Origin of the sequence: Klebsiella sp. HMSC25G12 (assembly GCF_001807705.1) — a bacterium.
In the GTDB taxonomy this organism is placed as follows: Bacteria; Pseudomonadota; Gammaproteobacteria; order Enterobacterales; family Enterobacteriaceae; genus Klebsiella; species Klebsiella variicola.
The window spans coordinates 130,961-144,235 of record NZ_KV789854.1 but is presented as its reverse complement, the minus strand read 5'-3'; the positions used below and the strand labels follow the sequence as shown (position 1 = coordinate 144,235).

Sequence of the window (13,275 nt, the reverse complement as noted above, 5' to 3'; positions counted from 1 at the left end):
ATCTTGTTCGTCACAAATCACGGGTCAGCTCGTCGATGTTGTCGGAAAGTATCTCCAGCAGGGATCGTACATAGATATTGTTATTTCCCTGATGCCACATCGCGCTGAGGGGAAGGCCTTCGATATGTTTTTTGGGCGTGAGCGCAAGGTATTTCACGCCGTCCGCATTCATGTCTTTATAGGACGCAGGCACCAGAGCAATGCCGAGTCCTGCGGCAACAAAACTCAGGATAGTCTGCTTCTCTTCAGCATACTGCGCGATAACAGGCATGCTGCCACCTTCCTTGAAAATATTCATTGTCAGGTCATGGCTGTGACGCCGGGTGCGTCTTTCCGGCAAGATAACAGGCTCGTGCCGAAAGTCATCGATACTGACTTCATCATAACTGACCAGCCGGTGGTTAGTGGGCACGGCGAGCACGCAAGTTTCATTGGCGATAAATCGCGTTGTCAGCATGGCATCAATGTGTTCCGGCGGGCGCACAAAAACCACATCCAGCCACCCTGAAATGAGTCGGGGGATAAGTTTGTGAGATTTATCTTCTGTAAGATGAATATCTGCTTCAGGAAAACGCCTGACGAAAAGATTAAGCAATTCAGGAAGTAATCCTTTGGCTGCGCTGTCGATAGCCCCGATCCGCAACGTTCTTTTCTGCAACAGGCTATTTTTCCGGAATCGCTGCCGTAGCGCATCGAAATCAGCAATGACCGTTTTGGCCTCATTTAAAAAGGCGGCGCCTTCAGGTGTTAGCGACACGTTGCGGGTCGATCGATTCAGTAGCCTGATCCCCAAATCATCTTCCAGTAGCTTAATAAAGCGACTCAGTGACGCAGGCATCATTTCGAGTTTACGGGCAGCCCGGCCAAAGTGAAGCTCATCACCTAATACCACAAAGCAACGTAGCTGATTTATATCCATTTTTTCACCAAAACCTGATTATACAAATTATTTATATAAAGCCGTGCCGATGATAAAGCGGTTCAAAACTTCATACTGGGATTATTACAAAACGATAACAACCCTACATCACTATGGAGCATCCCGTCATGAAAAACGACCTCGAAAAGAAGGTGATGCGTAAGGTTACCCTGCGCATTATTCCTTTCATCATGCTGCTGTACTTCATTGCCTTCCTTGACCGCGTCAATATTGGCTTTGCCGCCCTGACCATGAACCAGGACCTGGGGTTTTCACCCACCGTTTTTGGGCTGGGCGCCGGCATTTTCTTCCTGGGTTACTTTCTGTTTGAGGTGCCGTCAAACTTAATTCTCCATAAAGTGGGTGCCCGTATCTGGATCGCCCGCGTCATGATCACCTGGGGGTTCGTCTCTGGCTGCATGGCTTTTGTGCAGGGCACGACGAGCTTCTACATTCTGCGTTTTCTGCTCGGCGTGGCGGAAGCCGGTTTCTTCCCGGGTATCATTCTCTATCTCAGCTACTGGTTTCCTGCCGCCAGGCGTGCGCAGGTCACTGCCATCTTTATGGCCGCAGCCCCCCTGTCGACAGCACTGGGATCGCCGGTTTCGGCCGCTTTGCTCGAGATGCATGGCTTCCTTGGCTACGCCGGCTGGCAGTGGATGTTTGTACTGGAAGCTTTGCCGGCGCTGGTGCTCGGTGTTGTGGTTCTGTTCTTCCTGACGGATCGTCCGGCCAAGGCCAAATGGCTGACTGATCAAGAGCGTGCCTGGCTGGAAAACGCCATGCAAGACGAGGAGCGGGCACGGGCGGCAAAACAGAGCCATTCCAGCGCATGGCGGGGACTGGCGGATATACGCGTCCTGGCGCTGGCGCTGGTCTATTTCGGTACCTCCGCCGGGCTGTATACGCTTGGCATCTGGTCCCCGCAAATTATTCGCAGTTTCGGTGCTTCCTCGCTGGAGATTGGTTTCCTGAACGCTTTTCCGGCGGTGATCGGCGTCATCGCCATGATCCTCTGGGCGCGTCATTCCGATCGAACCAAAGAGCGCAGCTGGCACGTCATTGGCGCCTGCCTGCTGGCGGCGGCCGGACTGATATACGCCGGTAACGTCAGCACATTGTTTACCGTGATGCTTGCCTTAACGCTGGTCACTGTGGGGATTAGCGCATCAAAACCCCCTCTGTGGAGCATGCCAACCCTGTTCCTCAGCGGCCCGGCTGCGGCCGCTGGCATTGCCGCTATCAACTCCATCGGCAACCTCGGCGGTTTCGTCGGCCCGATGATGATTGGCGTGATCCGCGAGCAAACCGGTAGCTACAGCTGGGGCCTGTATTTTGTCGCCGGATTGCTGGCGCTCTCGGCCCTCGTGGTCGTGATTCTTTCTGCCAGAGCGAACAAATCGCCGACGGCAGAGCTTCCACATCCTCATACTCATTAACTGGAGAAGTAACGATGCGTCACTACAAAATTGCTGCCATCCCTGCGGACGGTATCGGACCGGAAGTCATTTCGGCAGGTATTGAAGTCTTGCACGCGCTGACGCGCCACGATCCGCAACTGAAATTTGATATAGAGACCTTTGACTGGGGGTCAGACTATTACAAAAAACATGGCGTGATGATGCCGGAAGAAGGACTGAACATGCTGAAAGCATTCGATGCCATTTACTTCGGCGCGGTGGGGGCACCGGATGTCCCTGACCACATCACACTCTGGGGCCTGCGGCTGCCTATTTGCCAGGGCTTTGACCAGTACGCCAATGTGCGACCCACCAAAATTCTGCCGGGCGTCACCTCACCGCTGCGCAACCGCGGGCCGGGCGATCTTGACTGGGTCATCGTGCGTGAAAACTCTGAAGGTGAATATTCTGGTAACGGCGGCCGTGCGCACCGTGGTTTACCTGAAGAAGTCGGTACCGAAGTGGCAATCTTTACCCGTGTTGGGGTGACACGCATTATGCGCTATGCCTTCAGACTGGCACAGTCTCGTCCACGTAAACTGCTGACCGTGGTGACCAAATCCAACGCCCAGCGCCATGGTATGGTGATGTGGGATGAGATTGCCGCTGAAGTGGCGCAGGAATTCCCGGATGTGCAGTGGGACAAAATGTTGGTCGATGCCATGACGCACCGTATGACGTTGCATCCCCAGACCCTGGATACCATCGTTGCCACCAATCTGCACGCCGATATCCTTTCCGATCTGGCTGGCGCGCTGGCGGGTAGCCTGGGCGTAGCGCCGACCGCGAATATTGATCCTGAACGCCGCTTCCCTTCCATGTTCGAACCGATCCATGGTTCCGCATTCGATATCACCGGCAAAGGGATTGCGAACCCCATTGCCACTTTCTGGACCGCGGTACAGATGCTTGAACATCTGGGCGAACGCCATGCCGCTGCGCTGATTATGGAAAGCATTGAGTATGTGTGTGAAAAAGGCATTCTGACGCCAGATGTCGGTGGCTCAGCCAATACCGCGGAGGTGACACGCGCCGTGGTGCACTACATTGACGCTAAAGCTGACATTGCCGAGACCGCATAACCATGAATAACGAACAGGCTGCAGAGATCCTGCAGGATATCTTCCAACATGCGGTCAACAGTGCCCGCGCCGGGCCGGTGACCCTGGCTAACCTGCCGGAAAAACCTCGCGGCCGTTGTGTGGTGATCGGTGCGGGTAAAGCGTCCGCGGCAATGGCGGCTGCCGTAGATGCAGCCTGGCCGGATGTGGCGGTGTCGGGCGTGGTGGTGACGCGTTACGGTTACGCGGTTCCTGCGGGCCGCATCCGCATTATTGAGGCGGCTCATCCCGTATCAGATGCCATGAGCGAGGTTGCCGCAATGCTGATTGTGGAGACGCTGCGCGGTTTAACTGCCGATGATCTGGTGCTGGCATTGATTTCAGGAGGAGGGTCGGCGCTGATGGCGCTGCCCGCCCCGGGGTTAACGCTGGCAGATAAGCAGACCATCACCCGGGCCCTGCTCCATAGCGGGGCCAGCATCAAAGAGATGAATCTGGTACGTCGTCATCTCTCAGCGGTGAAAGGCGGAAAGCTGGCGACCATGGCGCAACCGGCGCGCATCGTATCACTGATTATCAGCGATGTGCCTGGCGATGATCCGACGGACGTAGCGTCTGGCCCCACCGTTGCCGATAACAGCGCACCACGTGATGCGCTCCGGGTACTGCAGCGGTATGGCATTGCGATCCCGAAGCCCGTTAGCGAACGGCTAAACCAGCCGGCCGGCCCGGTGGAAAACGCCGCGACAGGCGAGGTCAGGCTTATCGCCACGCCGGCGATGGCGTTAGCGGCGGCGGGGCTGGCCGCACGACAACATGGGCTCACCCCCCTTATTTTGGGGGATGCGATAGAAGGTGAAAGCAGGGAAGTGGCGGTGGTCATGGCCGGTATGGCGAAATCGGCGAAGCAGTATGGTCACCCGATTTCAGGGCCTGCTGTACTGTTGTCAGGTGGCGAAACCACGGTGACAGTAAACCACACTCCGCCTGGAAAAGGGGGCCGCAATACCGAGTTTTTACTCAGTCTGGCCTGTGCGCTCCAGGGGGAACACGGTATCTGGGCCATGGCGGGAGATAGCGATGGTATTGATGGCACAGAAGATGCCGCAGGTGCGATCGTCTTCCCGGATACGCTTGCGCGCGGCAAGCTGAGCGGTCTTAATGCAGTGCAATATCTGGATGGCCATGATAGTTACTGCTATTTTCACGCGCTTAATGATTTGCTGATCACCGGCCCGACGTTAACCAACGTCAATGATATTCGGGCAATATTGATTGCCTGACTGTATCGCTCTCCTGTGCCAGGGAGAGCGATATTTTTCCCTTTCAACATAGTTCAAATCTTCGGCATCCGCCCGCCATCCATTTCCACGTTAAAGCGCATCGCCTGGCGCCAAGGTGTCGATCATCGTTCCGTCTGATGTGTTGGCGTGCAAGATGACATGGAGGGGAAGGTAACGCGAGGAAATCGCCGCCTGGCGCAATACCAGGCGGCTAACGGTCAGGCGGTTTTGGTCGCCGCCTTCAGGCTCTGGACGAAGGCTTTCAGTTCGTCGAGCATGGTCTGCGGCTCATCGAGGTGGCGTTCGATGATTTTGACGATGGCGGAACCGGAGATAGCCCCGGCGGCCCCGGCGTCAATGGCGGCGCTCACCTGCTCCGGCGCGGAGATACCAAAGCCCTGCAGCGGCGGCGCGGCGTGATATTCCGCCAGCTTCTCCACCAGGTGGTGCAGCGGCAGTGCGGCGCGATTTTCCGCACCCGTCACTCCGGCGCGCGACAGCAGATAGGTGTAGCCGCGGCCATAAGAAGCAATCTGGCGCAGTAAATCGTCATCCGCATTGGGCGGGCAGATGAAAATCGGCGCGATGTTATGGCGCATCGCCGCCTGGCGGAACGGGGCGGACTCTTCCACCGGCACGTCGGCCACCAGCACCGAGTCGACGCCGACGCGGGCGCACTGGGCATAGAACGCATCGATGCCCGGGCTGAAGACGAGGTTGGCGTACATCAGCAGGCCGATTGGGATGGTCGGATGCTTCTGGCGGATCGCCGCCAGCATCTCAAAGCACTGCGCCGGGGTCACTCCCGCGGCGAAGGCGCGCAGGGCCGCGCCCTGAATGGTCGGGCCGTCCGCCAGCGGGTCGGAGAAAGGGATCCCCAGCTCAAGGGCATCGGCGCCGCCTTCGATCAGCGCATCGATAATTTTGAGCGACTGCTCCGGTCCCGGATCGCCAAGGGTGACAAAGGGAACGAAGGCGCCTTCCTGGCGATTTTTCAGTTGGGCAAACAGCGTCTCATAGCGTTCCATCAGATTTCCCCTCGCGCTTTCAGGATGTCATGTACGGTGAAAATGTCTTTGTCGCCGCGACCGGAGAGGTTAACCACCAGCAGCTGCTCTTTTTCCGGGTTCTCGCGCATCATCTTCAGCGCGTGGGCCAGAGCGTGAGAGGACTCCAGCGCCGGGATAATCCCTTCGTGGCGGGAGAGCGCTTTAAACGCGTCCAGCGCTTCGTCGTCGGTGATCGACACATAGTCAGCGCGACCGGTGCTGTTCAGAAACGCGTGCTGCGGCCCAACGGACGGGAAGTCCAGCCCGGCGGAAATGGAGTAAGACTCTTCGATCTGGCCGTCGGCGGTCTGCATCATCGGCGACTTCATACCGAAGTAGATCCCCACGCGGCCATGCTTCAGCGGCGCGCCGTGCTCGCCGCTTTCGATACCATGCCCGGCCGGTTCCACGCCGATCAGGCCGACGTTGGTTTCATCAATAAAGTCGGCAAACATGCCGATGGCGTTTGACCCACCGCCAACGCAGGCGATCACCGCGTCCGGCAGACGTCCTTCTTTTTCGAGGATCTGCGCTTTGGTCTCTTCGCCAATCATGCGCTGGAATTCACGTACAATGGTCGGGAACGGATGCGGACCGGCGGCGGTGCCCAGCATATAGTGCGCCTTCTCGTAGCTACCAGACCAGTCGCGCAGCGCCTCATTACAGGCATCTTTCAGCGTGGCGGAGCCGCTGTGCACCGGGATCACCTCGGCACCCATCAGGCGCATACGGAAGACGTTCGGCGACTGGCGCTCGACGTCCTTGGCCCCCATGTAGATACGGCATTTCAGGCCGAGCAGGGCGCTGGCCAGCGCTGAGGCGACCCCGTGCTGACCGGCGCCGGTCTCGGCGATAATTTCGGTTTTACCCATCCGTTTGGCCAGCAGGGCCTGGCCCAGCACCTGGTTGGTTTTGTGCGCGCCGCCGTGCAGCAGATCTTCGCGTTTCAGGTACAGGGTGGTGCGAGTACCTTCGGTCAGATTCCGGCATTTGGTCAGGGCCGTCGGACGTCCGGCGTAGTTTTTCAGCAGGTCAGTGAATTCCGCCTGAAAGGCCGGGTCCTTCTGCGCGCTGACAAAGGCTTCTTCCAGCTGGCGCAGGGCGGGCATCAGGATCTGCGGCACATACATGCCGCCGAATTCGCCGAAGTAGGGGTTCAGTAAAGTGCTCATTATTGCTCCTTAATATGCGCGCAGCGTCTGGAATACGGAGGCCAGTTTGCTGGCGTCTTTAATCCCGGGTTGCGACTCTACGCCTGAATTGAAATCGAGTCCGGCACAGCCGCTTTTGGCCGCTTCCACACAGTTATCGGCACCCAGGCCACCCGCCAGCATGACGTTGCGCAGATCCTGGCCCTGCAGCAGGCTCCAGTCAAAGCGCTGGCCGCTACCGCCCTGGCCGTTGTCGAACAGGTACTTGTCGACATGGCGGAGCGTACGGGCCGGGAGGGTTTCACCAACGCTCAGCGCTTTCCAGATACGGACGTTGTCCGCGAGGGCGTCGCGCAGCGCGTCGATATAGGCCTGGTCCTCATCACCGTGCAGCTGCACGGCGGCCAGCCCCAGAGCCTGCGCGCGGGCGACCACCTCGTCCAGCGGCGCATTGCGAAACACGCCGACGTACTGCAGCGGCGCTGCGGCGATCACCGCTTTGGTCTGGGCGTCATTCACCGCCCGCGGCGAAGTCGGGACGAAAATCAGGCCACCGTAGATGGCGCCGGACTCCCAGGCCACCTGGGCATCCTGCGGGCGCGTCAGGCCGCACACTTTATTCTCGCCGAGCAGCACGCGTTTAACCGCCGCTTCCAGATCCGCCTGCTCCATCAGGGCGGAGCCGATCAGGAAGCCGTTGGCGAAGTGGCTCAGCTCGCGCACTTCAGCATAGGTATGGATGCCGGATTCGCTGATCACCGTGACATCCGGGCCGAGACGCGCCGCCAGCTGACGGGTGCGGTTAAGGTCAATCGACATATCGCGCAGGTCGCGGTTGTTAATGCCCACCACCTTCGCCTTCAGGGCGATGGCGCGCTCCAGCTCCTCTTCATTGCTGACTTCGGTCAGCACACCCATATTCAGGCTGTGCGCCACCGCGGAGAGCTGGCGGTACTGCTCATCGTCGAGCACCGAGAGCATCAGCAGGCAGGCATCGGCCTGATAGTAGCGCGCCAGGTAGATCTGGTAAGGGTCGATGGTGAAGTCCTTACACAGGATCGGCTGCGGCGCGACCTTGCTGACGATCGGCAGAAAATCGAAACTGCCCTGGAAATATTTCTCATCACACAGCACTGAGATCGCCGAGGCGTAGTGTTTGTAGATGCTGGCGATCGCCGCCGGATCGAAATCTTCGCGAATCAACCCCTTCGACGGCGAGGCCTTTTTGCACTCGAGAATAAACGCGGTGCGGGTGCCGGCCAGCGCGTCATAGAAATTGCGCTGCGTCGGGACCACTTCATTCTGAAAACTGGCTAACGGTTGTTGTTGTTTGCGGGCTTCTACCCAAATCGCTTTGTCGGCAACGATTTTTGCTAAAACGGTCTGCATTCTTTACCCTCTTGCCGCTAAGGCGGTCACTCTGTCATAGGCCGCGCCGCTGTGCAGCACATCCAGTACCTGCTGAGCGTTAGCTTTCAGATCTTCATGCCCGTGTAAACGCATCAACATGGCGACGTTGGCGGCGACGGCGGCTTCGTGAGCGGCTTCACCTTTACCTTGTAGCAAGCGCGTCAGAATGTCACGATTTTCTTCCGGCGTGCCGCCCGCCAGCTGCGCCTGATGGTAAGGCGTCAGGCCGAAGTCGTCAGCGGTCAGCTGATAGCTTTTGATTTCCCCGTTATGCAGTTCGGCCACCACCGTGGGCGCATGCAGCGAGACTTCATCCATCCCGCCGCTGTGCACCACCGCCGCGCGCTGATAGCCCAGCACGCGCAGGGTCTCGGCGATCGGCAACACCAGTTCCGGGCTGTAGACGCCAATCAGCGCCAGCGGCGGATGCGCCGGGTTGATCAGCGGCCCCAGCACGTTAAACAGGGTGCGGGTCTTCAGCTGCTGACGGACCGGCATCGCGTGGCGGAAACCGGTGTGGTATTTCGGCGCGAACAGGAAACAAACCCCCAGCTCATCGAGCGCCGCGCGGGATTTATCGGCGTTCATATCGAGATTGATGCCGAAGGCCGCCAGCAGGTCAGAAGAGCCTGATTTACTGGAGACGCTGCGGTTACCGTGTTTCGCCACTTTCAATCCACAGGCCGCAGCGACAAAGGCGCTGGCGGTGGAGATATTGATGCTGTTGCTGCCGTCGCCACCGGTGCCGACGATGTCGGCAAACAGGTAGTCCGGGCGCGGGAACGGCGCGGCGTTTTCCAGCAGCGCGGTGGCGGCGCCGGCAATTTCCTGCGGCTGCTCGCCGCGCACTTTCATACTGACCAGCGCGGCGGCCAGTTGCTCAGGCTTCACTTCACCGCGCACGACGGCGGAGAACAGCTGGTGGCTCTCCTGCTGGCTCAGGGTTTCCGCCTGATAGAGCTTCTCAAGGATCGGCTGGAGGGTGTTAGTGTGCTCCAGCTTCTGCAGCGCCCAGGCCAGGGTCTGCTCCAGCAGCCGTGCGCCCTGAGTGGTAAGGATCGATTCCGGATGGAACTGGAAGCCGCACACCCGGTCCGCATCGTGACGCACCGCCATCACCATACCGTTGAAATTGGCGTTAATCGTCAGCCCGGCGGGAATATTGCTGCCAACCAGCGAGTGGTAACGCGCCACCGGCAGTGGGTTAGCCAGACCGGCAAACATGGCCTGGCCGTCGTGCTCAATGCTGGATGCTTTGCCATGGAGGATCTCGCCCGCCTGGCCGACATAGCCGCCGTAGGCTTCGACAATAGCCTGATGACCGAGGCAGATGCCGATGATCGGCAGCTTGCCACGCATACGGGTCAGCAGTTCCGGCATGCAGCCAGCTTCGCTCGGCGTACCCGGGCCCGGGGAAAGCATCAGCACCGGGTTGTCCATGGTGCCCAGACGCTCAATCAGCGCCTGCGCCGGGACGGAGTTACGGTAAATCACCACGTTATGACCATTGGCCCGCAGCTGGTCTGCCAGGTTATAGGTGAAAGAATCGATATTATCGAGCAGCAGAATGTCAGCCATCAGAAAATCTCCTTCGCGTGATGGGCCTGGGCAATGGCGCGCAGCACCGCGCGGGCTTTATTTCGGGTCTCATCCGCTTCCGACTGGGGAACCGAGTCGAGCACAATGCCGGCTCCGGCCTGGACGGTAGCGATACCCTCCTGCACGTAGGCGGAACGGATGACGATGCAGGTGTCGAGGTCGCCGTGGGCGGTGAAATAGCCCACCGCGCCGCCGTAGCTGCCGCGGCGTTTACCTTCGGCGGCGGCAATCAGCTGCATGGCGCGGACCTTCGGTGCGCCGCTGAGGGTGCCCATGTTCATGCAGGCGCGGTAGGCATGCAGCACATCGAGGTCCTGACGCAGTTCGCCGACCACGCGGGAGACCAGATGCATCACGAAGGAGTAACGGTCAACCTTCGTTAAATCGGCGACATAGCGGCTGCCCGGGGTACAGATGCGGGCCAGGTCATTACGCGCCAGATCCACCAGCATCAGGTGTTCGGAAAGCTCTTTATGGTCGGTGCGCATTTCCAGTTCGATGCGGCTGTCAAGATCGCGATCCAGCGAACCGTCGGCGCGGCGGCCGCGTGGCCGGGTGCCGGCGATAGGGTAGATCTCAATCTGACGGCTGACGGCGTCATATTTCAGCGAACTCTCCGGCGAGGCGCCGAACAGGGTGAAATCGTTGTCCTGCATAAAGAACATGTACGGGCTGGGGTTGCTCTTCTTCAGCACATCATAAGCGGCCAGCGGCGACGGGCAGGGCAGCGAGAAGCGACGGGAAGGAACCACCTGGAAGATTTCCCCGGCGCGGATCGCGCGCTGCATTTTGCGCACCACCGCACCGTACTCTTCATCGCTCTGGTCAACGTCGCACTGCATTTCGGCCACAGTGGTAACCGGCAGCGGCGCCGGCGGCTCGTTCAGTTGCTGACGCAGCTGGCTCAGGCGCTGCTCCAGGCGCTGTTTTTCACTCTCCAGCGGGGTGAACAGGCTGGCCTGAATGCGGGTATGCTTGGTCTGATGGTCGATGACCAGCAGAGTTTCAGCCAGATAGAAGCAGTAGTCCGGGCAGGCGGTGTCGCTCTGCAGCGGTGGAAGATCTTCAAAGCCGGCGACCAGGTCATAGGCGAACAGGCCGCCGAAGAACATCGCTTCACGCTCGTTGGCCGGGACGGTCACCAGCTCCTGCAGGAGACGGAAGGCGTCAAACACCGACAGTGAGCAGAGGCGGGCGTCTTCATCGAGCAGGGTGCTGACCGCGGGGAAGGTCAGGATGCGGCCGTTGGGCTGGCGCTGATTGGCGATCCCGGAGGGCAGCGCGCCGTCCAGCAGTTCCAGCAGCGCGGCGCCGTTAGCGGAAAGTGCCTGAATAGTGACAGTGTCACCAAGAGCGGTGATGCGCAGCGCGCTGTCGACCAGCAGCAGGCTTTTTAAGTCATCTTTGCTGTCGATATCAGCGGATTCCAGCAGCAGCGTGGCCGGACGGGCGCCACACAGTTGGTGGAATAACGCCGTCGGGTTCTCCCGGTAGATGGCGTCGCTGGTGAGAAGCTCGAGTGCCGGTTTGGATGTTTGCATTATTGTTCTCGCCTGTTCGTATTATTTTTTGTCCAATAAAAAGCCCGCTCATTGGCGGGCCGGGTATCTGTATGCTGAATGCAAAACGCGATCACGCCGCCCGTTATCAGGAGGTGCGCCACCAGCTGTGCAGAGTGATAAAGTGCATTTTCATCGTGATACCCCTTCATGTGAACTTGCGTACTAGTTAACTAGTTCAATGGAATAAAGTCAACCCTTGTTTGCAGATTTTCTCTGCCTGTCGGTATGATAATGCGCTTATTTACGTTGATGTCCAGCAGGAGTCCTTTTGAGCGACAGCCAATACGCAGTGATTTACGATCTGCACAGCCATACCACCGCCTCTGACGGGCGGCTGACTCCGCAGGAACTGGTCCATCGTGCCCATGAGATGCGCGTAGGCACCCTGGCGATCACCGACCATGACAGCGTGGCGGCGATCCCGGCCGCCCGGGAAGAGATCGCCCGTGCCGGATTACCCTTAACGCTGGTAAACGGCGTCGAGATTTCGACGCTCTGGGAGAATCACGAAATACATATCGTGGGTCTGAATATTGATATTGCGCACCCGACGATGACCGCGCTGCTGGAGGAGCAGAAAGCGCGACGCCAGCTGCGGGGCCAGATGATTGCCGAGCGTCTGGAGAAGGCGCGGATCCCTGGCGCCTGGGAAGGGGCGCTGCGGCTGGCGGACGGTGGCGCCGTCACCCGCGGCCATTTTGCCCGTTTTCTGGTGGAGGCCGGCCATGCGAAAAACATGGCGGAGGTCTTCAAAAAATACCTTGCCCGCGGGAAAACCGGTTACGTGCCGCCGCAGTGGTGTACAATAAAACAAGCGATTGATGTCATTCATCATTCTGGCGGCAAGGCGGTGATAGCCCATCCCGGGCGCTACGATCTCTCCGCCAAGTGGTTGAAGCGGCTGTTGGCCCACTTTAGCGAGCAGGGCGGTGATGCCATGGAAGTGGCCCAGTGTCAGCAGGCGCCCCATGAACGCGCCCAGCTGGCCACCCTGGCCGTGCAGTTTGGTCTGCTGGCGTCACAGGGCTCCGATTTTCATCAGCCCTGTGCGTGGATCGAGCTTGGCCGTAAGCTCTGGCTTCCTGCCGGCGTGGAAGGCGTCTGGCACAGCTGGGAAGCGGCCGCCAAATAAAAATTGAGAGGGAAGTATGAGCCAGTTTTTTTATATCCATCCGGATAACCCGCAGGCGCGGTTGATTAACCAGGCGGTGGAGATTGTGCGTAAGGGCGGGGTGATCGTTTATCCTACCGACTCCGGCTACGCCCTGGGCTGCAAAATTGAAGACAAGGGCGCGATGGAGCGGATCTGCCGTATCCGTCAGTTGCCGGACGGCCACAACTTTACCCTGATGTGCCGCGATTTGTCCGAGCTGTCAACCTACGCTTTTGTCGACAACGTGGCGTTTCGTCTGATGAAAAACAACACGCCGGGCAACTACACCTTTATCCTCAAGGGGACCAAAGAAGTGCCGCGCCGGCTGCTGCAGGAGAAACGTAAAACCATCGGCATGCGCGTCCCGTCTAACCCTATTGCTCAGGCGTTGCTCGAAACTTTAGGCGAACCGATGCTGTCCACGTCGCTGATGCTGCCTGGCAGCGACTTTACCGAGTCCGACCCGGAAGAGATCAAAGATCGTCTGGAGAAAGTGGTGGACCTCATCATTCACGGCGGCTTCCTTGGGCAGCAGCCGACCACGGTTATTGACCTGACGGAAGATACCCCGGTGGTGCTGCGCGAAGGCGTCGGCGACGTGAAGCCTTTCCTCTGATCGTCATCGTCG

At 59.0% G+C, this 13,275-nt stretch carries 11 protein-coding genes and 1 other annotated feature; of the genes, 5 read left to right on the top strand and 6 right to left on the bottom strand.

The annotated features are described in order from the left end of the window. Positions 1 to 10: 10 nt before the first annotated feature. Entirely contained in the window at positions 11 to 919 is a 909-nt protein-coding gene (locus HMPREF3096_RS08715) for a LysR family transcriptional regulator (RefSeq protein WP_012542062.1), read from the bottom strand. A gap of 128 nt (positions 920 to 1,047) precedes the next feature. On the opposite strand from HMPREF3096_RS08715, the gene HMPREF3096_RS08710 reads away from it, so the two are divergent. The 3 genes from HMPREF3096_RS08710 to HMPREF3096_RS08700 are packed head-to-tail and all read left to right on the top strand — an operon-like array spanning position 1,048 to position 4,723. Next, entirely contained in the window at positions 1,048 to 2,358 is a 1,311-nt protein-coding gene (locus tag HMPREF3096_RS08710; protein ID WP_048965030.1) for an MFS transporter, read from the top strand. A gap of 14 nt (positions 2,359 to 2,372) precedes the next feature. After that, the gene (locus HMPREF3096_RS08705; protein ID WP_008807772.1) at positions 2,373 to 3,461 is read left to right on the top strand and encodes a tartrate dehydrogenase; all 1,089 of its coding nucleotides are present in this window, start codon (positions 2,373 to 2,375) and stop codon (positions 3,459 to 3,461) included. 2 nt (positions 3,462 to 3,463) lie between these two features. Then, the gene (locus HMPREF3096_RS08700) at positions 3,464 to 4,723 is read left to right on the top strand and encodes a glycerate kinase type-2 family protein (RefSeq protein ID WP_008807773.1); all 1,260 of its coding nucleotides are present in this window, start codon (positions 3,464 to 3,466) and stop codon (positions 4,721 to 4,723) included. A gap of 218 nt (positions 4,724 to 4,941) precedes the next feature. Here the strand turns inward: HMPREF3096_RS08700 and trpA are convergent, their stop codons facing one another. The 5 genes from trpA to HMPREF3096_RS08675 are packed head-to-tail and all read right to left on the bottom strand — an operon-like array spanning position 4,942 to position 11,473. Next, entirely contained in the window at positions 4,942 to 5,751 is an 810-nt protein-coding gene (gene trpA, locus HMPREF3096_RS08695; protein ID WP_002901728.1) for a tryptophan synthase subunit alpha, read from the bottom strand. Then, complete coding sequence (trpB, locus tag HMPREF3096_RS08690; RefSeq protein WP_012542059.1) at positions 5,751 to 6,944, bottom strand: tryptophan synthase subunit beta; 1,194 nt, start codon at positions 6,942 to 6,944, stop codon at positions 5,751 to 5,753. The genes trpA and trpB overlap by 1 nt, the downstream gene beginning before the upstream one ends. Positions 6,945 to 6,953: 9 nt before the next feature. Next, positions 6,954 to 8,312 carry a bifunctional indole-3-glycerol-phosphate synthase TrpC/phosphoribosylanthranilate isomerase TrpF gene (gene trpCF / locus HMPREF3096_RS08685; protein ID WP_032730142.1) on the bottom strand — a complete coding sequence of 453 codons (1,359 nt, stop codon included), beginning with the start codon at positions 8,310 to 8,312 and terminating at the stop codon, positions 6,954 to 6,956. A 3-nt stretch (positions 8,313 to 8,315) separates the two neighbouring features. Beyond that, the gene (gene trpD / locus HMPREF3096_RS08680) at positions 8,316 to 9,911 is read right to left on the bottom strand and encodes a bifunctional anthranilate synthase glutamate amidotransferase component TrpG/anthranilate phosphoribosyltransferase TrpD (protein ID WP_004148109.1); all 1,596 of its coding nucleotides are present in this window, start codon (positions 9,909 to 9,911) and stop codon (positions 8,316 to 8,318) included. Beyond that, entirely contained in the window at positions 9,911 to 11,473 is a 1,563-nt protein-coding gene (locus HMPREF3096_RS08675) for an anthranilate synthase component 1 (protein WP_012542057.1), read from the bottom strand. Before HMPREF3096_RS08675 ends, trpD begins: the two co-directional genes overlap by 1 nt. Before the next feature lie 34 nt (positions 11,474 to 11,507). Next, positions 11,508 to 11,603 (bottom strand) — a sequence feature (Trp leader region). 159 nt (positions 11,604 to 11,762) lie between these two features. Here HMPREF3096_RS08675 and rnm point away from each other — a divergent pair. Then, entirely contained in the window at positions 11,763 to 12,626 is an 864-nt protein-coding gene (rnm, locus tag HMPREF3096_RS08670; RefSeq protein WP_012542055.1) for an RNase RNM, read from the top strand. A 16-nt stretch (positions 12,627 to 12,642) separates the two neighbouring features. Continuing rightward, positions 12,643 to 13,263: an L-threonylcarbamoyladenylate synthase gene (locus HMPREF3096_RS08665; protein WP_008807778.1), complete on the top strand. Its 621-nt coding sequence runs from the start codon at positions 12,643 to 12,645 to the stop codon at positions 13,261 to 13,263. Positions 13,264 to 13,275: the final 12 nt, after the last annotated feature.

Coding starts and splice junctions, on each gene's coding strand:
- HMPREF3096_RS08715 (WP_012542062.1), bottom strand. CDS start 919: ATGGATATAAATCAGCTACGTTGCTTTGTGGTATTAGGTGATGAGCTT.
- HMPREF3096_RS08710 (WP_048965030.1), top strand. CDS start 1,048: ATGAAAAACGACCTCGAAAAGAAGGTGATGCGTAAGGTTACCCTGCGC.
- HMPREF3096_RS08705 (WP_008807772.1), top strand. CDS start 2,373: ATGCGTCACTACAAAATTGCTGCCATCCCTGCGGACGGTATCGGACCG.
- HMPREF3096_RS08700 (WP_008807773.1), top strand. CDS start 3,464: ATGAATAACGAACAGGCTGCAGAGATCCTGCAGGATATCTTCCAACAT.
- trpA (WP_002901728.1), bottom strand. CDS start 5,751: ATGGAACGCTATGAGACGCTGTTTGCCCAACTGAAAAATCGCCAGGAA.
- trpB (WP_012542059.1), bottom strand. CDS start 6,944: ATGAGCACTTTACTGAACCCCTACTTCGGCGAATTCGGCGGCATGTAT.
- trpCF (WP_032730142.1), bottom strand. CDS start 8,312: ATGCAGACCGTTTTAGCAAAAATCGTTGCCGACAAAGCGATTTGGGTA.
- trpD (WP_004148109.1), bottom strand. CDS start 9,911: ATGGCTGACATTCTGCTGCTCGATAATATCGATTCTTTCACCTATAAC.
- HMPREF3096_RS08675 (WP_012542057.1), bottom strand. CDS start 11,473: ATGCAAACATCCAAACCGGCACTCGAGCTTCTCACCAGCGACGCCATC.
- HMPREF3096_RS08665 (WP_008807778.1), top strand. CDS start 12,643: ATGAGCCAGTTTTTTTATATCCATCCGGATAACCCGCAGGCGCGGTTG.